The sequence below is a fragment of the Vreelandella maris genome (assembly GCF_013371085.1).
Taxonomy (GTDB): domain Bacteria; phylum Pseudomonadota; class Gammaproteobacteria; order Pseudomonadales; family Halomonadaceae; genus Vreelandella; species Vreelandella maris.
In genome coordinates this window covers 69,683-90,492 of record NZ_JABWCV010000003.1, presented here as the reverse complement: position 1 = coordinate 90,492, position 20,810 = coordinate 69,683, and the positions used below count along the sequence as shown (strand labels likewise).

General features: G+C 56.7%; 15 protein-coding genes and 2 tRNA genes. 4 read left to right on the top strand and 13 right to left on the bottom strand.

Features of this window, described 5'->3' with window-relative positions:
• Positions 1 to 5: 5 nt before the first annotated feature.
• Entirely contained in the window at positions 6 to 1,106 is a 1,101-nt protein-coding gene (locus HUO07_RS03090; protein WP_008955947.1) for an AI-2E family transporter, read from the bottom strand.
• Positions 1,103 to 1,366, bottom strand: coding sequence for a sulfurtransferase TusA family protein (locus tag HUO07_RS03085; protein ID WP_035562136.1), 264 nt, complete (start codon positions 1,364 to 1,366; stop codon positions 1,103 to 1,105). Before HUO07_RS03085 ends, HUO07_RS03090 begins: the two co-directional genes overlap by 4 nt.
• 218 nt (positions 1,367 to 1,584) lie before the next feature.
• Between HUO07_RS03085 and HUO07_RS03080 the strand changes: the two genes are divergently transcribed.
• Positions 1,585 to 3,048, top strand: a complete 1,464-nt coding sequence (locus HUO07_RS03080) for a M48 family metalloprotease (RefSeq protein WP_176302332.1) — start codon at positions 1,585 to 1,587, stop codon at positions 3,046 to 3,048.
• Between the two features lie 125 nt (positions 3,049 to 3,173).
• On the opposite strand, the gene nadA is transcribed toward HUO07_RS03080, so the two are convergent.
• From nadA to purL, 8 genes are all read right to left on the bottom strand, one after another.
• Positions 3,174 to 4,202, bottom strand: a complete 1,029-nt coding sequence (gene nadA, locus HUO07_RS03075; protein WP_176302331.1) for a quinolinate synthase NadA — start codon at positions 4,200 to 4,202, stop codon at positions 3,174 to 3,176.
• 270 nt (positions 4,203 to 4,472) lie between these two features.
• A tRNA-Lys gene (locus HUO07_RS03070) sits at positions 4,473 to 4,548 on the bottom strand.
• Positions 4,549 to 4,640: 92 nt separating this feature from the next.
• Positions 4,641 to 4,716, bottom strand: a tRNA-Lys gene (locus HUO07_RS03065).
• 147 nt (positions 4,717 to 4,863) lie between these two features.
• On the bottom strand, positions 4,864 to 5,739 hold the full coding sequence (gene rluB / locus HUO07_RS03060; protein ID WP_008957531.1) for a 23S rRNA pseudouridine(2605) synthase RluB: 876 nt from the start codon (positions 5,737 to 5,739) through the stop codon (positions 4,864 to 4,866).
• Positions 5,726 to 6,565, bottom strand: coding sequence for an SMC-Scp complex subunit ScpB (scpB, locus tag HUO07_RS03055; RefSeq protein WP_176302330.1), 840 nt, complete (start codon positions 6,563 to 6,565; stop codon positions 5,726 to 5,728). The genes rluB and scpB overlap by 14 nt, the downstream gene beginning before the upstream one ends.
• Positions 6,562 to 7,512, bottom strand: a complete 951-nt coding sequence (locus HUO07_RS03050) for a segregation/condensation protein A (RefSeq protein WP_176302329.1) — start codon at positions 7,510 to 7,512, stop codon at positions 6,562 to 6,564. Before HUO07_RS03050 ends, scpB begins: the two co-directional genes overlap by 4 nt.
• Before the next feature lie 99 nt (positions 7,513 to 7,611).
• Positions 7,612 to 9,423 (bottom strand): DNA repair helicase RadD, encoded by a 1,812-nt coding sequence (radD, locus tag HUO07_RS03045; protein WP_217908764.1) that lies wholly within the window; start codon positions 9,421 to 9,423, stop codon positions 7,612 to 7,614.
• A 21-nt stretch (positions 9,424 to 9,444) separates the two neighbouring features.
• Positions 9,445 to 13,398, bottom strand: a complete 3,954-nt coding sequence (gene purL / locus HUO07_RS03040) for a phosphoribosylformylglycinamidine synthase (protein WP_176302328.1) — start codon at positions 13,396 to 13,398, stop codon at positions 9,445 to 9,447.
• Between the two features lie 184 nt (positions 13,399 to 13,582).
• Between purL and mltF the strand changes: the two genes are divergently transcribed.
• Positions 13,583 to 15,046, top strand: a complete 1,464-nt coding sequence (mltF, locus tag HUO07_RS03035; protein ID WP_176302327.1) for a membrane-bound lytic murein transglycosylase MltF — start codon at positions 13,583 to 13,585, stop codon at positions 15,044 to 15,046.
• Between the two features lie 27 nt (positions 15,047 to 15,073).
• Here the strand turns inward: mltF and tadA are convergent, their stop codons facing one another.
• Positions 15,074 to 15,541 carry a tRNA adenosine(34) deaminase TadA gene (gene tadA / locus HUO07_RS03030; RefSeq protein ID WP_101147560.1) on the bottom strand — a complete coding sequence of 156 codons (468 nt, stop codon included), beginning with the start codon at positions 15,539 to 15,541 and terminating at the stop codon, positions 15,074 to 15,076.
• A gap of 133 nt (positions 15,542 to 15,674) precedes the next feature.
• Here tadA and HUO07_RS03025 point away from each other — a divergent pair, with 133 nt between their 5' ends.
• Complete coding sequence (locus HUO07_RS03025) at positions 15,675 to 16,493, top strand: acyl-CoA thioesterase (RefSeq protein ID WP_176302326.1); 819 nt, start codon at positions 15,675 to 15,677, stop codon at positions 16,491 to 16,493.
• Positions 16,494 to 16,564: 71 nt separating this feature from the next.
• Here HUO07_RS03025 and HUO07_RS03020 read toward each other — a convergent pair whose 3' ends face one another.
• Both HUO07_RS03020 and rpmE read right to left on the bottom strand, forming a co-directional pair.
• Complete coding sequence (locus HUO07_RS03020) at positions 16,565 to 17,836, bottom strand: malic enzyme-like NAD(P)-binding protein (protein WP_035562105.1); 1,272 nt, start codon at positions 17,834 to 17,836, stop codon at positions 16,565 to 16,567.
• 335 nt (positions 17,837 to 18,171) lie between these two features.
• Entirely contained in the window at positions 18,172 to 18,387 is a 216-nt protein-coding gene (gene rpmE / locus HUO07_RS03015; RefSeq protein ID WP_035562478.1) for a 50S ribosomal protein L31, read from the bottom strand.
• 158 nt (positions 18,388 to 18,545) lie between these two features.
• Here rpmE and HUO07_RS03010 point away from each other — a divergent pair, with 158 nt between their 5' ends.
• Complete coding sequence (locus HUO07_RS03010) at positions 18,546 to 20,792, top strand: primosomal protein N' (RefSeq protein WP_176302325.1); 2,247 nt, start codon at positions 18,546 to 18,548, stop codon at positions 20,790 to 20,792.
• Positions 20,793 to 20,810 lie beyond the last annotated feature (18 nt).

Sequence of the window (20,810 nt, the reverse complement as noted above, 5' to 3'; positions counted from 1 at the left end):
TACGCTTACTCTTTTGCTGGGGCTTGCAAGCTACGACGCTCCTCTCGCTCCTGCATACTACGCGGCCAAGCGTAGATCAGCGCTTTCAGCAGCGTCGCTAATGGAATAGCAAAGAAAATACCCCAGAACCCCCAAATCCCGCCGAAGAACAACACCGCCACAATGATAGAAACCGGATGGATATTGTTAGTTTCAGAAAATAATACCGGGGCTAATACGTTGCCATCCAGCGCTTGAATCACTCCATAAGCTACTAGCACATACACAAACTCCTCGCTGAGCCCGAAGTGAAACCCAGCGACCGCAGCCACCGGCAGTGTTGCCACCGCCGCCCCGATATACGGCACCAATACAGAAAACCCCACCAGAACGGCTAACAACGCGGTATAAGGCAATCCAAAGAAGGCAAAGGTAAAGAACGTTACGGTGCCTACGATAATGATTTCAATAAACTTGCCGCGGATATAGTTGGCAATTTGATCATCCATCTCACGCCAAATACGCGATAACAGCGTGCGTTTTTGGGGCAGCAGTGAAAGCATAAAGCCAACCAATACGTCGCGATCCTTGAGCATGAAGAAGACCAGAATCGGCACCAGTACCAGATAGATAATCAGCGACATAATGTTGCCTAGCGATGCCAGCGAAAGCGTTAAGGCACGCTGCCCTAACTGGCTGATCTCGCGGCTCGCCACGCCTATCCAGTTCTGCATCTGGTCCGGCGTAATAATGTTGGGGTAGCGCGCTTGCAGCTCATCCAGCCAGCCTTGACCACTGGCGAACATCCTCGGTGTTTCTTGTACCAACCCCACTAACTGATTCCAAATCAGCGGCATTAAAATAAACGCCAGGGTTAACAAGACACTAATAAACGCCAGGAATACCATGATCACCGCCAGCAAATGCGGCAACCCACGGCGGGTAAGTGCGCTCACCACGCCTTGCAGTAGAAAAGCAATTACCAGTGCAGTGAAAAACGGTGCCAGCATACGGCCAAACCAAATGATCGCCGCAAAACCTGCCACCAATACTACCAGCAGAATCAGCGCCTCTTCGTCGGAGAAGTAGCGCTCAACCCAGCTTTTTAAAATCGTACGCAGGGTCATGAGTGACCATCCCCGGCTTTACGAATCCAGTACACATAAACATCGTCACGCTGTTCACGGCCTTCCAGGGTATGCGCACTTTGATCGGTAAACGACGCGATATCCCGCCACGAACCGGCGTCCGTTGAACGCACCTCCAGCAACTGACCTGCTGCCAAGGTAGCTAAGGCTTGCTTAGCTTTCAGTAGTGGCAATGGGCAATGCAGCCCACAAGCGTCAAGCACCGTATCGGGTTGAAAGCCCCCGGTTTGCTCAGACATACACTCTCCCTCAAAATGACCTGCCTATTCACGGCATAGATTTGTCAATGTTGCTGCATATACATTGTGTAATAGACGCTGCCGCATAAACTGTCTTGTTAGCGATTGATTTCACTAGGTCGTCGATTTAACGGCACTTCCCCGTCTTTATCAATGTCATAGTATTAATCAATGTCATACCCTGACTGTAGCGTTTAACCATTACCCATGAGGATGCCATGCCGACCTTTCCTACCGCTTACCCTGGCTGGATATGTGCGTTCGCTTGTGCCTGTGGCAGTTTACTTTTTAGCCCCCCAAGCGTTGCCATCAACGATTACGGCCTGCCAAGCCTGGGGGCGGCGTCTACCTCAGTCAGCAATGAAGAGTACCGCCTGGGCCGCGCGTGGTTACGACAGTTTCGTGCTCAAGCCCCCCAGTGGCAAGATCCTATTACCAGCGACTACCTGGAAAGCCTGATTGCCCGGCTCGCCCCCCATAGCAAGATTAATGGTCTACGCACTATTACCGTGATGGTGGATAACGAATCGCTTAACGCCTTTGCCGTGCCTGGCGGGGTGGTAGGCATCAATTCAGGGCTGTTCGCCTTTGCCGAAGATGAAGGTGCCTTCGTTTCAGTGCTGGCGCATGAGTTGGGCCATCTCTCTCAACGCCACTACGCAAGGGGAAGCGCACGGGCAGCACAAACCCAACTGCCCGCCATGGCGGCCATGCTAGCCGGCATGCTAATTGCCGCGAGTGGCGGCGGTGACGCGGGCATGGCGGCCGCCATGGGCTCCCAGGCAGCGCTCATACAGGATCAGCTCAGCTATTCACGTTTATTTGAACAGGAAGCCGACAACTTAGGCCTCCAGGCGATGGCCGACGCGGGCTACGACCCAGAGGCCATGGTGCGCATGTTCGCCGCCATGCAGCGCATGGCCCGGCTGCAGGGCGATACACCGCCGGAGTTCCTGCTTAGCCACCCGGTCACCGATAGCCGCTTAACCGCTGCCCAAGATCGCGCTGCCCAGCTCAATGTCGCCGATGCCTATACCAGCGACCCCCTTTACGACATGATGCGCGCCCGCGCCCTGTTGAGCATTTATGCCAACACGCCTGAGCAAGCGGCTTCGCGCCTTGCCCAAGAAGGCGCTGACGAGACTGCCCAGGGCTACCTGGACGCCTTGATCGCTGCCCGTAACGGCCAGACTGATAATGCCTTACAACGCCTTGATCAACTTGCCAGTCAGCAGCCTGACTTTGCCATGCTCCCTGCCTCTGCCGCGAGCGTTGCCTTAGAGGCCGGTCAGTTCGATGAGGCCATCCAGCGCAGCCAGCGATTGCTGCGCTTTATGCCTAACTACCTGCCTGCTCAACTGATATTGGCCGAAGCACAGCTACAGCGTGACCCTCAAGCGGCTTATAACGTGTTACGGGACATGGCCGATCAGCACCCAGAAAACCCTCAGGTCTTCAATCTATTAGCTGAAGCCGCCGGACGCAGTGGTCATGATGGCTGGGGGCATTTGGCTCGCGCTGAGCACCTGCAATTGACGGGCCGGGTAGACCGCGGCATTCGCCAGCTCTCCATTGCTCGCGATGCTGCGGAACGTGAAAATGATCAACAGGTAGTAGCCAGGATTGAACAGCGCCGCGAGGCCTTTATTGAATATCGCGAAGCGCTGGAAGATTTCAACTAAATCTAGGTCAACAAAACCTGTGTCATTGCGAGGAGCGCAGCGACGCGGCAATCTTAACCAGCGGCTGCAATAACCCTAAGATTGCTTCACTTCGTTCGCAATGACATTCGGTTAATCTTTTCTCGCTAGGCGTTAAAATTAAGCATCCGCTCCAGGGGCATCAAGGCCTTCAAACGCATCGACTCATCGACCTGAATCTCACCACTTCCCTCGCGCAATGCACCCGCCAGGTTATCCAGCGCGTTCATGGCCATCCAGGGGCAGTGCGCGCAGCTGCGACAGGTAGCGCCGTTACCTGCGGTGGGCGCTTCAAACAGGGTTTTATGGGGCACCGCCTGCTGCATCTTGAAAAAGATGCCTCGGTCCGTCGCCACAATCAGCTTATCGTTAGGTAGCTCTTTAGCGGCCTTGATCAACTGCGAAGTGGAACCGGCCACGTCGGCCAGTTTCACCACCGGCTCGGGCGACTCGGGATGCACCAGTACCGCTGCATCGGGATAGATTCGCTTAAGGTCTTCAACGCCTTTGGCCTTGAACTCTTCATGGACGATACAGGCGCCGTCCCACATCAACATGTCGGCGCCGGTTTTCTTCTGGATGTAGCCGCCTAAATGCTTATCAGGTGCCCAGAGAATTTTCTCGCCTTTGGCCTGCAGGTGCTCAATCACCTCTACCGCAATCGATGAAGTCACCACCCAATCCGCTCGCGCCTTAACCGCCGCGGAGGTGTTGGCATACACCACCACGGTGCGATCCGGGTGCGCATCACAATAAGCGCTGAATTCATCGGCAGGGCAGCCAATATCCAGTGAACAGGTCGCTTCAAGGGTGGGCATCAGCACGCGCTTTTCCGGCGACAGTATCTTGGCGGTTTCGCCCATAAAGCGAACCCCGGCAACCACCAGCGTGGTGGCGTCGTGACGGGCACCAAAGCGTGCCATTTCTAGCGAATCGGCAACGCAGCCGCCAGTCTCTTCGGCGAGCTGCTGAATAGCATCATCGGTGTAATAATGCGCGACCAAAACAGCGTTATGGGCTTTCAATAGCTGCTTGATTTCTTCGACCCTTGCCAAATCCTCCGCCGGAATCCGGGTCGGACAGTACGCAACAGGCAACGGAGCACTCAGCTCTGCTTGAGTAGTCATAATAGTCATCGTGTCTACCACTGTGACGAACAGGGAATCCCCCTGCTAAACACTGGGTCACGGCACAGGCGCGTTTCGCTCTATTCCCGCACCGCTCGCGTGCGATGGGCCACTACGTCTCTCGCGGTGGCCTATCGTCTGAATATCTATTCTAGCCCATTTTGATCAGAAATAGCTGCCCGCTGCAAACAGATTGTCACGTAGAGGCATTACCCCAAAGTGCTTTTCACCCGCATAGCAAAACGCCCCTGGCAGCTATGCTGCCAGGGGCGTTGAATTTGGTGGGTCGTGCAGGATTCGAACCTGCGACCAATTGATTAAAAGTCAACTGCTCTACCAACTGAGCTAACGACCCAAATTTTTGCTGCTACATCATCCTACTGTCTTCGTTCACAACCATCCGATGCTACTTATTGTTTAAACATATCGTAAAAACAACGGCTTTGATGGTGGGTCGTGCAGGATTCGAACCTGCGACCAATTGATTAAAAGTCAACTGCTCTACCAACTGAGCTAACGACCCGCCTGAACGGATGCATATCCTACGCTTACACCCTTTTGATAGCAAGTGTTTTTTAGTCTCGGATAACAGAAATGAACCATACAACGTGCCTGACTGATCAATACAGACCAGTTCAGGCACGTTCACTTACCTGCTTAACGGGCTTTGTTAACGGGCTTTGCTTTTTGGTTTACGCATCGCTTGAACCGGCTTACGCTTGTGCTTATCGCGGTTCCAGCGGTTCTTTTCATCGGGCGTCAACGCAGGCACTTTACGGGTTTCTAAGTTAGCCAATGTCGCTAAGTCATCCACCTCATCCTGGTTAAGTTCAACCCATTCACCGGCTTTAGCGCGCTTATCGAGGAAGATGTTGCCGTAACGCACGCGTTTCAGGCGACTCACCGTGAGGGCTTGCGACTCCCAAAGGCGCCGCACTTCGCGGTTACGACCTTCCAAAATTACCACGTGGAACCAGGTATTGATGCCTTCGCCGCCAAACTCCTGCACATCCGTGAAGCGAGCCGGGCCGTCTTCCAGCATCACGCCATCGACCATCGCCAGGATATGCTCACGCTTCACTTCACCCATTACGCGAACGGCGTACTCACGCTCCACCTGGGTAGAGGGATGCATCAAGCGGTTGGCCAACTCGCCATCCGTGGTAAACAGCAGCAAACCGCTGGTGTTAATATCCAGGCGACCAATCGCAATCCAGCGCTCGCCTTTCAAGCGCGGCAAGCGTTCAAATACGGTGCGCCGACCTTCCGGGTCTTTGCGTGTGCACAACTCGCCTTCCGGCTTGTTGTACATAATCACTCGACGCGGCACTTCCTCTTCAGGGCGCAGCGATACCGGGCGATCATCAAAGCTGACTTTATCCCGCGCTTCAACACGGTCACCCAGCTTGGCCACCTGGCTATTTACCTTTACACGGCCATCGGAAATTGCCGTTTCCATCTCACGCCGTGAGCCAAGGCCTGCGCGGGCCAGGACTTTTTGCAGCTTTTCGCTGGTAGGGGGCGTGGTGCTATCACTCTGACTCATGGTCGCCTGACCTCACATCTGTAGTCTGCGTGCGCTCGCGCTCTTCTTCGTTCGCGCGCTGCGCACGTGCCGCCAACCGTGCCTGTAAATCGGCAAAGCTTAGCGGCTGGGTTAACGCCGTCTCGGCGTGCGTATCGGCTGTTTCAGCCGACGTTATGTCTTCTTTCTGGGGTGGCGCATCCTGCACCGTTTTAATCGTTTCGTCTAGTGCTTCGTGGTCTGAACCGGTGTCTTGTTCTTCCTGGATGGCAGCATCATTGGTCATCCCTGTGTCTTCAGGTATTTCGCTCTCGTCCCAGTTCGCCAGGGTGTGCAACGGCGGCAGCGCATCAAGCGTTTTTAATCCAAAGTCATCTAAAAAATTCCGCGTGGTGGCATATACCGCCGGGCGCCCCGGCACATCTCGGTGGCCCACTACGCGAATCCAACCGCGCTCCGCCAGGGTGCGCATGATTGAACTGCTTACACTAACCCCACGCACCTCTTCGATATCGCCACGAGTAACAGGCTGGCGGTAGGCGATCAGCGCCAGCGTTTCCAGCAAGGCCCGTGAGTAGCGCTGGGGGCGCTCGTCCCATAGCCGCGACACCCACTGCGACAGACGCGGGCGAATGCGTAGCTGATAGCCTGAGACCGTTTCCAACAACTCTAGCGCCCCAGCTGAATGTCGCAACTGCAAGCGCTCAAGGATATCGCGAAACTCCTTGCGAGTCGGGCATTCGCCTTCAAGAAAAAGCATTTCTAGGCGTTCAAGGGGTAACGGTTCGCCAGCGGCCAGGAGCGCCGCTTCAATAATGTCATCTAACGCGTTGGCGGCATTATTCATGGCGTCTCTTCTCCAGATTCAAAGGCGGACTCACCATAGGCATCGTCTTCTATCTCGTTCTCCTCAAAAGCGCCCTCTTCGTCGTCGGCCAGGGCGGCACGCCGAGCACGTACGTGAATCGGCGAAAGCGGTGCATTCTGAACAATTTCAATCATGGCTTCTTTGGCCAGCTCTAGAATTGCCATAAAGGTCACGACCACGCCAGCCCGCCCTTCTTCTAAGGTGAACAGCGCTTCAAAGGGGGTATAACGATGATGCGCATCATCGTGGCTGAGTAACTCCATAATATTGAGCATGCGCTCGCGGGTAGATAGCACCTCGCGACTGATCTGGTGGGCTTGCACCAGCTCGGCGCGCTTGAGAATATCCGAAAGCGCGCTGAGCAATTCATCCAACTCCACCTCAGGGTGAATCACACGAGATTCCAGCGGAGGTAAGCCCGCCTGCACGCTGAACCAGTCACGCCCCATGCGCGGTAGCGTATCCAGTGTCTCGGCTGCCTCTTTGAGGCGTTCGTACTCCTGGAGGCGTCGGATAAGCTCTGCGCGAGGATCCTCCTCATCGTCGCCCTCGGCCTTCGGCGGGCGGGGTAACAAGGTGCGCGACTTGATCTCAGCGAGCATAGCGGCCATCAGCAAGTATTCACCCGCTAACTCAATCTCCATGGCCTTCATCAGTTCCACGTACTCGATGTACTGGTGGGTGATAGTGGCCACATTGATGGTCAGGATATCCAGGTTCTGACGCCGAATCAGGTAGAGCAGTAAATCCAGCGGGCCTTCAAAAGTCTCCAGAAAGACGCGTAGTGCCTCGGGAGGAATATACAAATCCTCCGGCATTTCCGTTATCTGCTCATTGAACAGGCGCCCAAACGAAACCGCCACTGGGTCAGTGGTCGCAGCGTCAGGATTTTCTAGCTCAGTCGTATCGCTTGGCGTCTCGCTCACGCGGGTCGGCTCTCCTGGTAAAAGGGGATCAACACAATCGCACAGTTTAGCAAAGTCGACACCCTTGGCGACGCCCAAGTCGCAGGTAATGAAAGCGCATCACCCTGCCTCCACCGCTTTACGATAGCGTCCTTCGTAATCAAACAGCTTGTCTCGGATTTGGAAATGGCGGCCCACTTTACGGCCTACGACAAAATCAGGATGTCGCAGGCGGCGCTGCTCGGCAACGACCTCATCAGCGCTTAGCGGCTGCCATTTACCGCCTGGTGCGCGCAGGTGATAGCGCAGAAATGCGGCATAAAAGGCACGCCGTTGAGCAGGCGTTTCCAGTGCGAACCACTCGGAGAGCTGGGTGCCATCTTCATCGTGGTAAGTCACTTTCAAACGTGGCAGGCCACGACCATTGGTGGTCGCTTCCAGTTGCATACCGCTTACTCGCAATACCTTGGCATCTTTCAGCTTTAGGGCATCTTTTAGCTTGTCATCTGCGTCCACCAACAGCTTGTCGCAGCCATGGCAGCGCCGGGCAGCGATATCATTTTCGGCACCGCACTCATCGCAAACTTTAAAACGAAACCTAAATTCACACTGGCGTTGTCTGCCGTCATTATCTTCAATCAGCCCCTGACAGCGGCGGCCAAAGTGCTCGATTACTAAATCCCCGTCGCGCTTACCCCAATAAAGATTGGCGTGGCCGCAGGCGGGACACTCGACCTGCACCGGCTCGCTGTCGCTATTAGGCTTCGGCTCACCCACTTCCGGCGCGAAGATATCCCAGGGGTTACCGGCATAGTCCAGAATCAGGCAGTCACTCTTACCCGGCGATAAACGCAGCCCTCTGCCCACCATCTGTTGATAGAGACTAACCGATTCGGTAGGCCGTAAAATAGCGATCAGATCCACGTGGGGAGCATCGAAACCGGTGGTCAGCACCGCTACATTAACTAGGTACTTCAGCTCCCGTGCTTTGAAGGCATCAATTAGCGCTGTGCGCTCCTGGGAGGGGGTCGCACCGGTGATAAGCGCCGCTTCAGCTCGCGGCAAATAGCCGATAATTTCTTCGGCATGGGCCACCGTGGCGGCAAAGATCATTATCCCCTGGCGATCAGCCGCGCGTTCGACGATTTGTCCGATAATACCCGGCGTTGCCCGGCTACCCGCCACCACGCGATTGAGTTCCTCCTCCTGAAAAAAACCGCTTGAAGAAGGCTTGAGGGCTGAGAAATCATAGCCCTCAATGGCCATATCCAGGCGTTTGGGAGCCGCCAGATAGCCCTGCTTCACCATCAGCCGCAGCGGCTGCTCAAAGACACAGTCGCGAAAAAAGCTCTCTTCACTGCCCCGCACCATGCCGTGGTGATGGCGATAATAGATAAAACCCTGCCCTAACCGATACGGCGTCGCAGTGAGCCCGAGAATTTTAAGCTGTGGGTTTTGGGCCCGCAGATGCTCAATCACTTGGCGGTAGCTGGCGTCTTCGTTAAGCGATACGCGGTGACTCTCATCGATGACCAGCAAGGTAAAATTAGCGTCATTAAAGCGATCTAAGTTGCGCACCACCGACTGCACCGAGCCAAAGACGACTTGCCGACTCGCCTCTTTACGCTTTAAGCCCGCGCTAAAAATATCGGCCACAAGCCCATACGCCTGATACTTGGCATGGTTCTGCTCCACCAGCTCGCGTACGTGAGCGAGCACCAGTACACGCCCACGCGCAAGACGCGCCAGCTCGGCAATCACCAGGGATTTACCGCTGCCGGTAGGCAGCACCACCAACGCCGGCTCACTGGAAGCACGAAAATGCACGACCACCCGTTTTACCGCTTCCTGTTGGTAGGAGCGCAATTGGGGCGTCTGGGCTATGGATGAGAAAGGCGGCCCGGAGGCCGCCTTGTGGTGTTGCGTCATCATTCACCTATGCGGGTGTATCCGTTAGCCCAACCAAACGCGAGCGTTGCGGAATAGGCGCAGCCAAGCACCATCTTCAGTCCACTCCGCCGGACGCCAAGAGTTGGTGACCGCCCGAGCGACACGTTCAGGGTGCGGCATCATGATAGTCACGCGGCCATCGGGCGTGGTTAGCCCCGTAATACCCGACGGCGAGCCGTTAGGGTTCGCCGGGTAGCGGGTCGTCACTTGGCCATAGTTGTCGATGTAGCGAAGCGCAATCTGGCTGCTCGACTGCATGCTACGCAGATGCGCGCTGTCACGGAACGCCGCCTGCCCCTCACCATGAGCAACCGCAATGGGCAGCTTGGAGCCTTCCATGCCGGCAAGCAGAATCGAAGGACTCTTCTCAACCCGCACCATGGAGACCCGCGCTTCAAACTGCTCGGACTCATTGCGCACAAACGTCGGCCAATTTTCCGCGCCAGGAATCAGCGATTTCAACTGCGAGAGCATCTGACAGCCATTGCAGACACCCAATGAGAAACTATCGTCTCGGGCGAAGAACGCCGCAAACTGCTCCTGGGCGCGCTCGTTAAACAGCACTGATTTTGCCCAGCCGCCCCCGGCGCCAAGCACATCACCGTAAGAGAAGCCGCCACAGGCAACAAGCCCTTTGAACTCATCCAGCGAGACTCGCCCTTCAAGGATGTCACTCATGTGTACGTCAACTGCTTCAAACCCGGCTTTATCGAAGGCCCAGGCCATTTCCACCTGGCCATTGACGCCCTGCTCGCGCAGTACGGCCATGGCAGGTTTAGCGGTATTAACAAACGGTGCGCTTATGTCGTCGTTGATATCAAACGTGGGCGTCGCGGAGAGCCCTGGATCACGACTATCGAGCAGATTATCGAACTCATTCTTGGCGCACTCAGGGTTATCCCTCAGTGCCTGCATGCGATAACTGGTTTCAGCCCAGGTGCGCTGAGTGAGCAGACGCGTGGTTTCCAGCAAGGGCTCTTCAAATAGCGTGACGCGCACTTGGTCGTCGTAACGGGGACGAGCAATCACGCCACAGGTTTCGATACCGGCCACGGCAAACTGCGCCAGCACTTCTTCAGTGTGTTGGCGATTGACTTGAATGACCGCGCCAAGCTCTTCGGAGAACAGTGCATTCAGCGCCTCTACCGGTTCATCGATCATCCAATCGAGCTTGATCTCAAGCCCCGCATGGGCAGCAAAGGCCATTTCTAACAGAGTGACCAACAGGCCGCCATCGCTGCGATCGTGGTAGGCCAATAGCTTACCGTCGCGGTTAAGGCCCTGAATGACCTCGAAGAAGGCTTTAATATCCTCCGGATCGTCTACATCAGGGCAGTCGTTACCCACCTGGCCGTATACCTGCGCCAAGGCAGAACCACCCAAGCGGTTCTGACCGCTGCCCAGGTCGATCAAAATCAGATCAGACTCATCTTGATCCAGATTGATCTGCGGCGTAAGCGTTGCCATTGCATTGGTGACCGGCGCGAAGCCCGTGACGACCAGCGAAAGCGGCGACGTTACGCTCTTGTCTTCGCTTTCACCTTGGTCGTTCTCATCAGTCCAGGCGGTGCGCATGGACATCGAATCCTTGCCCACCGGAATCGCAATGCCCAATGCCGGGCACATCTCCATGCCCACGGCGTAAACAGCATCATAAAGCGCTTGATTTTCACCGGGGTGGTCAGCAGCGCTCATCCAGTTAGCGGAGAGCTTGATATCGCTAAGCTTGGCAATTGGCGCGGCCGCCAGATTGGTAATTGCTTCGGCAACGGCCAAGCGAGCGCTTGCCGCGGGGTTGATCAACGCCACCGGCGGACGCTCCCCCAACGCCATGGCTTCACCGGCCTGGGTATCATAGCTTGCCGTGGTAACCGCCACATCGGCTACCGGCACCTGCCAGGGGCCGACCATTTGATCACGGGCCACTTGGCCGGTAATCGAGCGATCGCCAATGGTGATCAGGAAGCTTTTGGAGGCGACTGTCGGCAGGCGCAGCACCCGATCCAGCGCTTCGCGAAGGTCAAGATTATCGAGCATCATGCCCGAGAGTTCGGGATCGTGGCGTTCAAACTCACGCTGCATTTTGGGTGCTTTGCCGAACAGCACGCTCATCGGCAAATCGACCGGCTTGCTGCTGAAATGGCCATCGCGCACTTCCAAATGGTGCGCTTCCATCGCTTCACCAACCACGGCATAAGGGCAACGTTCGCGCTTACACAGCGCGTCAAAGGTGTCCAGGTCTTCGGGCGCGACGGCTAGCACGTAGCGCTCTTGCGCCTCATTGCACCAGATTTCCAGCGGGCTCATGCCCGGCTCAGCATTTGGCACCGCGCGCAAATCAAAGCGGCCGCCACGGTTGCCGTCTTTGACAAGCTCCGGCAAAGCGTTGGAAAGCCCGCCTGCGCCCACATCGTGAATAAAGCGGATGGGGTTGTGATCGCCCAGCGCCCAGCAGCGGTCTATGACTTCTTGAGCGCGACGCTCGATTTCCGGGTTTTCACGCTGTACCGAGGCGAAATCCAAATCGGCGCTGGAGGTACCGGACGCCATGCTGGAGGCAGCACCGCCGCCCAGACCAATCAGCATCGCCGGGCCGCCCATCACAATCAGCTTGCCGCCGACCGGGATATCGCCCTTTTGGACGTGATGAGCACGAATATTGCCGTAACCACCGGCGAGCATGATCGGCTTGTGGAAACCGCGCCGCTCAATACCGCCTTCGTTCAGGGATTCCTGCTCGTAAGTGCGGAAATAGCCGGTTAGATTGGGGCGACCAAACTCATTGTTGAACGCGGCCCCACCAATCGGGCCTTCGAGCATAATGTTAAGCGCCGACTCCATGCGCCCCGGCTTGCCGTAATCAAACGCTTCCCAAGGCTGCACGAACTCAGGAATGCGCAGGTTGGAGACAGTAAAACCTGACAGACCGGCTTTGGGTTTACCGCCGATACCCGTGGCGCCCTCATCGCGGATCTCCCCACCCGAGCCGGTTGCAGCGCCGGGGAAGGGGGCAATCGCGGTGGGGTGATTGTGGGTTTCGACCTTCATCAGGATGTGAATAGGCTCCTGATGCGTGGCGTAAAGAGCACGCTCGTCCTCTGCTCCTGTCAGCGGCGTTGCAAAGAACCGCCCACCCTGGCTGCCCTTGATGACAGCGGCATTATCACTGTAAGCGGAAAGCACGTTGTCCGGCGACGACGCAAAGGTGTTCTTGATCATCTTAAACAGCGAGTGGCTTTGCGGCTCGCCGTCGATCACCCAGTCGGCGTTGAAGATTTTGTGACGGCAGTGCTCGGAGTTAGCCTGGGCAAACATCATCAGCTCAACGTCGCTGGGGTTACGCCCTAGTTCGTTGAAGGCATCTACCAAGTAATCAATTTCATCTTCTGCCAGCGCCAGCCCCAGCGCTTGGTTGGCTGTCGCTAAGGCTTCCCGGCCCCCTTCTAGAATATCCACACTACCCAACGGCGCCGGGTCGTGCTGGGCAAACAGCTTAGTGGCGTCTGATGCATCGGATAGCACGGTTTCAGTCATACGGTCATGCAGCAGTGCCGCCAGCGCGTTCAGGCCCTCTTCATCCGGCATGTCGGTAAAGCTGACCCGATAATCGATGCCGCGCTCGATACGGCTAATCTGGCGCAATCCGCAATTGTGGGCGATATCGGTCGCTTTAGACGACCAGGGCGACTGGGTACCCAAACGCGGCACCACTAAAAAACGCTGGGCGTTTTTCGGAACCTCAACGCTTGCGTGAGCCGGCACATAGTCCAGCAACTGCACCAAACGCGCGTGGGCGGTATCATCCAGCGTCTTGCTGTGGTTATGAGCGTTAAGATCGATGAAATGAACATAGTGGGCAGACAGCGCTTCCACCTCGGGAACACGTTCACGCAGCACCGTTAACAGCCGAGCATGACGGAAGGCAGAAAGGGCGGGCGCGCCTCGCAGTTCGAGCATATCCTGAAGCCTCTAGAGCAGGGAAATTCGAGCAGGGAAATCACCGGGCCGCTAGGCGGCCGTGCTTTTATGATAGCGAAAAACGCCTATGATACTGGAAACCAGCCACCACACGAAATCAACAAGGTGACAGCGTGACCTGGGCTGGGTATCGTGGCAGCTTGTTTCATGCCGACAAGACGCCATGCTGACGTTGATTTGCCGACATTTTATTGCCCGTGCCAGCGCTTATTATGCGTTAACTGCCGTTACGCTTTTGACCATGGTACCCACTCTCTCTCTTGTTCCCCCAGGCGAGCATTTAACGCATATCAGCACAAAAGACTTTATTACCGTTCACACCCGCAATACTCCCACGACCTATTACGAAGGCCGCCAGGGCCCTACCGGTTTTGAGTATGAGTTGATGCATCGCTTTGCTGACTATCTGGGAGTGAGCCTTAACCTTGATGCCAGCCACCACCCAGAAAGCGTCCTGCCTGCGGTGCGTGATAAAGGAGACCTAGGTGCAGCAGCGCTGCCATTACTGCCTGACAGCCCTGGCGTCCACTACACTCGGCCGATTATTCAAATGCAGCCGCTGGTGGTTTACCGCCGCGGCCTGAATGGCATTAAAGAGCCGAGTGACCTTGTCGGCTTAGAACTTGGCACGCTCAGCGAAGCCGGTACCGATGAAGCGCTGCGCGACCTTCAGCGGCGTCATCCTACCTTGAGCTGGAAAGAGTCTCACGAGCTTGAAGTCGCCGAACTGCTGGCGCGCGTTGAAGACGGCACCCTGGATGCCGCGGTCATTTTCGAGCATCAGTTTCGTTTAAATCGGCTTTTTTTCCCCAACGTAGAACGTGGCTTCATACTCGGGGACCCACTTTCCATGGCATGGGCGGTGCCTAGTGGTCGCGGCTTAGGGTTGCTTGAAGCCGCCAATCGCTTCCTACAAGACCTTCAGGAAAGCGGCACGCTTGATCGGCTGGTAAGCCGTTACTTCGGCCATGACGACTATTTAGAGTATGTCGGCACGCGCACCTTTCTTGATCACCTTGATGCACGCTTGCCCCGTTACACGGAACTGTTCCAGCAGGCTGCCCGCGAAACAGAGTTTGACTGGAAGTTATTAGCGGCAGTGGGGTATCAGGAATCCCACTGGAACCCAGACGCCGTCTCGCCAACGGGCGTGCGTGGCTTGATGATGCTGACCAACCCCACGGCGGGTGAAATGGGCGTGACGGACCGCACAGACCCCGCCCAGAGCATTGACGGCGGTGCCCGCTATTTACGCAGTATTAAAGACCGCTTACCGGAAGGCATCACCGGCGATGATCGCCTGTTTATGGCCATGGCGGCCTACAACGTGGGTCTTGGCCACCTTTATGACGCGCGTAAGATTGCGGAAATGCGTGGCGGCGACCCCGACAGCTGGCAAGATGTGCGCGCGGCGCTACCGCTATTACAGCAGCGTGAATGGCATAGCCAAACGCGTCACGGCTACGCCCGTGGCGGTGAGCCGGTGATATACGTACGCAACATCCGTCGTTATTACGAAATGATTCAATATGTGGAACGTAGTCGTCAGCAATTTTTTCAACTAGAACAAACATCTGTCAACGATGACCCGCTGGTATTGTTTGAACTTGTGCCGCCGCTTGATTAACAGCGTCGTAGCATTTCCAATTCAGTATTACTGATTCAATTGCTTGCGCCGGGCGGCGAAGAAACCCTTCAGCAGCTTTTGCGAGGCTGCGGCCAATACCCCACCGGTCACCGCGATCTGATGATTAAACCACGGCTGCGTCAGCAGATTAGCCTTTGACTCAACCATGCCCGCTCTAGGCTCGGCGGCCCCGTAGACTAGGCGGGCCAGACGAGCATGAATCATCGTGCCCGCACACATCATACAGGGCTCCAGGGTGACAAACAGCGTGCAGCCTTCAAGGCGATAGTTGCCCTGGTGCTTGCCCGCCTCGCGTAGGGCACGAACTTCCGCATGGCCGCTAGGGTCGCAGCTGGCCACCGGCGCATTACACCCCACACCAATAATCTCTCCCTGCGCATCGACAACCACTGCCCCTACAGGCACCTCGCCCGCCGCCGCGGCCAGGTGGGCTTGGTCAAGCGCCCGGTGCATGTAAAATTCATCGCTGCGCATAAACGTAAACTCCGCTAAGGTAGCAAAACGATCGTATGAAAGGGGTGCCCGGCGCCGTGGCAACTCATTACTTTCACCGATAGCATTCTTTCACCGACCGCATTCGATAGAGACAGCCGCAAGGATACCGAGAATGACAGACGCGCTGAACAAATTGGTAGCGTTACTAGAGCTAGAAACGCTGGAAGAGACGCTATTTCGTGGTCAGAGCCAGGATCTAGGCTTTCCTCAGCTTTACGGTGGCCAGGTTCTTGGCCAAGCGCTGGCGGCCGCCGCGCGCACCGTGCCAGACGAGCGTCGCCCGCACTCTCAACATGGCTACTTTCTGCGCCCCGGCGACCCCCATCGCCCCGTTGTCTATCAAGTGGATACCATTCGCGACGGCGGCAGCTTTACCACCCGCCGCGTTACTGCCATTCAAAAAGGTCGGCCGATCTTTTTCTGCAGCGCCTCTTTTCAGAGCGAGGAAGCAAGCTTTAGCCATCAGCGCGACATGCCGAATGTCGCCACCCCCGAGGCGCTGCTAGAGAGCGGCGATGCCAAACATGACCGCTTTCCCGGCCACCCCATTGAGTTTTTGCATCTCATGGGCAACCCCGACAACGGCACGCCTGCAGGCCAGTGTTTGTGGTTTCGCCTTTCAGGCACACTGCCAGACGACCCGGCCCTGCATCGCCACCTACTCTCGTACGCCTCTGACTTCAACCTGCTGACCACCAGCTTGATTCCCCACGGCATCGAGTACCGCGACCCCAAACTGCGCATCGCCAGCCTAGACCACGCCTTATGGCTGCACCAGGACACACGCTTGGACGACTGGCTGCTGTACGTTATCGACTCACCCTGGGCAGGCGGCGCTCGCGGGCTGGCGCGGGGGCATATTTACAGCCGTGATGGCCGCTTAGTGGCCTCAACCGCTCAAGAAGGGCTAACGCGTTATTCACAAGACTAACTAGACACTCTCTCAAACATTTACGCCCGCTAATAAGCGGGCGTAAATAGTTACCAGAGTGCTGCGGTTTATTAGCCGCCGTAAACGTCGTTGATGGACGTTAGCGGATAGTGCGCAGGGAATGGTTTGCGCGCCACGCCAGAGTCAACCGCGGCTTGAGCAACCGCCGAGGTGACTCTCGCCAACAGGCGGATATCGACAGGCGTGGGAATAATGTACTCGCGACCAAAGCTCATCTCGGTACGCTCGTAGGCGTTCAGCACTTCCTGAGGAACCGGCTCACGGGCCAGGTCTTTCAGTGCGTGTACGGCCGCCAGTTTCATCTCTTCGTTAATGCGTGTAGCACGAACATCCAGCGCACCACGGAAAATAAACGGGAAGCCTAGAACGTTGTTAACCTGGTTCGGGAAATCCGAACGGCCAGTGGCCATGATCACATCCGGGCGCGCTTCGCGGGCAACGTCAGGATGAATTTCCGGATCCGGATTAGTGCAGGCAAAAATCACCGGGTCTGGCGCCATTTTCTTCACCTGTTCAGCGGAGAGCAGGCCCGGGCCGGAAAGGCCGATAAATACGTCAGCGTTGTCGATGGCATCATCCAAGGTGCGCATCTCGGTATCGCGGGCGAATTCAGCCTTGTATTCGTTAATGCCTTCGCGGTCCGTGTGAATGACACCACGGCGGTCAAGCATCACAAGATTGTCTTTACTAGCGCCACAGGAAACCAGCAGGCGCATGCAGGCAATCGCCGCCGCCCCTGCACCCATGCAAACAATCTTAACGTCTTCGATGCGTTTACCAGCGATCTCCAGCGCATTGAGCATGCCTGCCGCCGTGACAATCGCGGTGCCGTGCTGGTCATCGTGGAAGACTGGAATACTGCAGCGCTCAATCAGGGCTTTTTCAATTTCAAAGCACTCCGGCGCCTTGATATCTTCAAGGTTGATGCCACCCCAGGTATCGGCAATGCGCGCCACGGTATCGATAAACGCCTGCGGGCTTTCCGCATCCACCTCGATATCCACCGAGTTAATGCCAGCAAAGCACTTAAACAGCACGCCTTTGCCTTCCATGACTGGCTTACTCGCCAGTGGGCCCAGATTACCTAAGCCAAGAATAGCGCTGCCGTCGGTGATAACGGCAACCAGATTACCCTTGCCGGTATAGCGGTAGGCATTTTCCGCATCCCTGGCGATTTCAAGCACTGGCTCAGCCACGCCTGGGCTATACGCCAGCGCCAAATCCCGTGCAGTCGCAGTGGGTTTGGTCAACTCCACCGACAGCTTACCGGGAATCGGTTTCGCGTGATAATCCAAAGCAGCCTGCTTATTTGCATCCGTCATGGTCAGAGTCCAGTTAACATAAAATAGATAAGTCGTTTGAGAATATAGAAAAAACCTATGCGCCTCAAGCGTGCCGTCAACTCATATCAAAACGCCCGTTTAACTGAATTTTACCTTCATATTCGCCACATTTCGCAGATATTTGCTGAAACTTATGTAAAACGGCGTTAGCCATAACGCTTTGCTTATTGCTGTACCGCAACATCAGCACGGCATTTGTGAAAATTTTTTCCACAAAAATAGCCAGTTTTTAGCGAGACAACAAAAAACCCACGCCTTGGCGTGGGTTTTGCGCAAGCAATACCTGTACTTGCGATGTGGCTATCCGAGGTGGATTAGCCGCGCTTAACAGCAGCGCCGAAACGCTTGTTGAAGCGCTCTACGCGGCCACCAGTGGTCGCTTGCTTCTGCTTACCAGTGTAGAACGGGTGGCAGTTGGAGCACACATCCAGAGAGAAGTCCTGACCTGAAGTAGAACCTACCTGGAAATTAGCACCGCAAGAACAGTTGGCGGTGACCGTGTTGTAATTCGGGTGGATACCTTGTCTCATCTCGAACCTCACGAAGCTATATGCCGCCACCTGATCTCGTGCCAGGCACCGCATACGGGTTTGGAAAAACTACTAACCGGTTGGCCGCTCTTTCGTTACGATAAGATCGCTAAGATTGAGCGGTCGCATATTCTAGCAAAACTAACGCCGGAGGCCAATTGCCTGATTCTGTTTCTTCGCGGATACCGCCTCAAGTGCTTAACCAAATACTTAAAATAGCGCTGCCCTCACCGCTGCGGCGCCTGTTCGACTACTTGCCGTCTAACGTGACTCCCGCTTGCGGTTGGCAGCCGGGACTGAGGGTGCGGGTGCCTTTTGGGCGCCGCGAAGTCGTCGGTGTGGTCGTGGAACTTACCGACCACAGCGACCTGCCGCGCAGCCAATTGCGCGCGGTCAGCGAGACGCTGGACGACGCGCCGCTGCCCGCAGACTGGCTCTGGTTATGCCGCTTTGCCGCCCGCTACTATCAGCACAGCCTGGGCGACACCTTGCACCACGCCATGCCCGCGCGGCTACGCCAGGGACACGCGATGGCCGGTCGCACACAAACACTTTGGATGGCCCAAGGTGACGGCGCGCAGGAAACCCTCAGCCGAGCGCCTAAGCAAGCAGAGCTGCATGCGCTTTTACGCCAGCACCCCCATGGCCTACCCGGTCGTGCGGTTAGCGCCCATGGCTTTGCTCGCGACCAGTTATTAGCGCTAGAGAAGAAAGGCTTGGCCACTAGCCAGGAACATATTCTCACTGCACCTACGCCGCCAAGTGGCAACTTACTCGCGACTCCCGCGCTACCCCTAAACCGTGAACAGGCCACGACGCTGGCCGCGCTGCATGAAAAGCTAGAGGGTTATCACCCCTGCTTGCTCGAAGGCGTCACCGGCAGTGGGAAAACGGAAGTCTATCTGCAGCTGATTGAAGCCGTGGCCGCCAAGGGTAAGCAGTCGCTGGTGCTGGTGCCGGAAATTGGCTTAACGCCGCAAACCCTCGCCCGCTTCAGAAGCCGTTTCCGCGTGCCCGTGGTGGCGCTGCATTCGGGCCTCACAGACCCTGAGCGCTTAGACGTGTGGGAAGCCGCCGCCAGCGGCCGGGCGCTGATTATCATCGGCACTCGCTCGGCCATTTTCACGCCATTGGCTAACCCCGGCGCGATTATTGTCGATGAGGAGCATGATGGCTCCTACAAGCAGCACGACGGTTTGCGCTATCACGCACGCGACCTTGCGGTTGCTCGGGCGCACTACCATAAAATCCCGCTGCTAATGGGCAGCGCCACGCCGTCCTTAGAGAGCCTGCACCAGGCGCTTAGCGGTACTTATCGACACCTACGCCTGACCCATCGCCCCAGCCGCCACCCACCGGCCAAGCTGGAACTGATCGACCTGCGCCACCAGCGCCGCCAGGGCGGCTTGCTGCCGGGGGCAATTAAGGCGATCAAAAGCACCTTAAGCGCGGGCAAACAGGTGCTGATCTTCATCAACCGCCGTGGCTTTGCCCCAACGCTTGCCTGCCACGCCTGCGGCTGGATGGCCGAGTGCGACCAGTGTGACGCGCGCATGACACTGCACCGTCAGCCCGCCCTGCTGGCTTGCCATCACTGCGATAGCCGCCGCGCCCTGCCGGACGCTTGCCCCGAGTGCGGCAGCGGTGACCTGCGCGCGCTAGGTAGCGGCACTGAACGCACAGAAGAGACATTACAGACCCTGTTTCCAAAGGCCACCATCCACCGCATTGACCGTGACAGCACGCGGCGAAAGGATAGCTTCGAGCAAGTGCTGAAAGAGATTCAGCGCGGTGAGCCGTGCGTCTTAGTCGGCACTCAAATGCTCGCCAAAGGACACCACCTGCCCCACGTTACGTTGGTGGTGGTCGTAAATGCCGACGGCGGGCTGTACGCCGCTGATTTTCGCGCGCTGGAACACAGCGCTCAGTTGCTAGAACAAGTGGCGGGCCGAGCGGGGCGTGCCGCTCACCCAGGTCGAGTGCTGGTGCAAACCCTGCACCCCGACGACCCTCACTTGGGCCAGTTGGCTGAACACGGTTACGGGGCGCTCGCGCGCAACATGCTGGAAGAGCGACGCATCGCTCAACTGCCCCCGTTCTGCTTTATGGCGCTACTTCGGATTGAAAGCCCCAAGGAGGAGGCCGCCTTAGCCATGGCGCAACAGGCTGCCCAGGCCTTGCGCCAGTGGCTCAAAGAGTCCCGTGTGGCGACCCGCTGTCTGGGGCCGGTGCCCGCTCCGATGGAAAGACGTCAAAACCGTTACCATTTACATGTCATGCTGGCGGCAGATAAGCGTAGCCAACTTCACCCCGCCGTCAGCTGGCTCGTGCAGTGGTTGGAAGCGAATCGCGAGGCGCGCAAGGTGCGCTGGTCGATAGATATCGACCCACAAACGCTCTCCTAACCCCTAAACGCTCTCTTA

Bases quoted from the DNA above. Each gene is read 5' to 3' on its own strand.
- mltF (WP_176302327.1), top strand. From the start codon at position 13,583: ATGCTGACGTTGATTTGCCGACATTTTATTGCCCGTGCCAGCGCTTAT.
- tadA (WP_101147560.1), bottom strand. From the start codon at position 15,541: ATGCGCAGCGATGAATTTTACATGCACCGGGCGCTTGACCAAGCCCAC.
- HUO07_RS03080 (WP_176302332.1), top strand. From the start codon at position 1,585: ATGCCGACCTTTCCTACCGCTTACCCTGGCTGGATATGTGCGTTCGCT.
- rpmE (WP_035562478.1), bottom strand. From the start codon at position 18,387: ATGAGACAAGGTATCCACCCGAATTACAACACGGTCACCGCCAACTGT.
- purL (WP_176302328.1), bottom strand. From the start codon at position 13,398: ATGCTCGAACTGCGAGGCGCGCCCGCCCTTTCTGCCTTCCGTCATGCT.
- radD (WP_217908764.1), bottom strand. From the start codon at position 9,423: ATGATGACGCAACACCACAAGGCGGCCTCCGGGCCGCCTTTCTCATCC.
- HUO07_RS03025 (WP_176302326.1), top strand. From the start codon at position 15,675: ATGACAGACGCGCTGAACAAATTGGTAGCGTTACTAGAGCTAGAAACG.
- nadA (WP_176302331.1), bottom strand. From the start codon at position 4,202: ATGACTATTATGACTACTCAAGCAGAGCTGAGTGCTCCGTTGCCTGTT.
- HUO07_RS03085 (WP_035562136.1), bottom strand. From the start codon at position 1,366: ATGTCTGAGCAAACCGGGGGCTTTCAACCCGATACGGTGCTTGACGCT.
- HUO07_RS03020 (WP_035562105.1), bottom strand. From the start codon at position 17,836: ATGACGGATGCAAATAAGCAGGCTGCTTTGGATTATCACGCGAAACCG.
- scpB (WP_176302330.1), bottom strand. From the start codon at position 6,565: ATGAATAATGCCGCCAACGCGTTAGATGACATTATTGAAGCGGCGCTC.
- HUO07_RS03090 (WP_008955947.1), bottom strand. From the start codon at position 1,106: ATGACCCTGCGTACGATTTTAAAAAGCTGGGTTGAGCGCTACTTCTCC.
- rluB (WP_008957531.1), bottom strand. From the start codon at position 5,739: ATGAGTCAGAGTGATAGCACCACGCCCCCTACCAGCGAAAAGCTGCAA.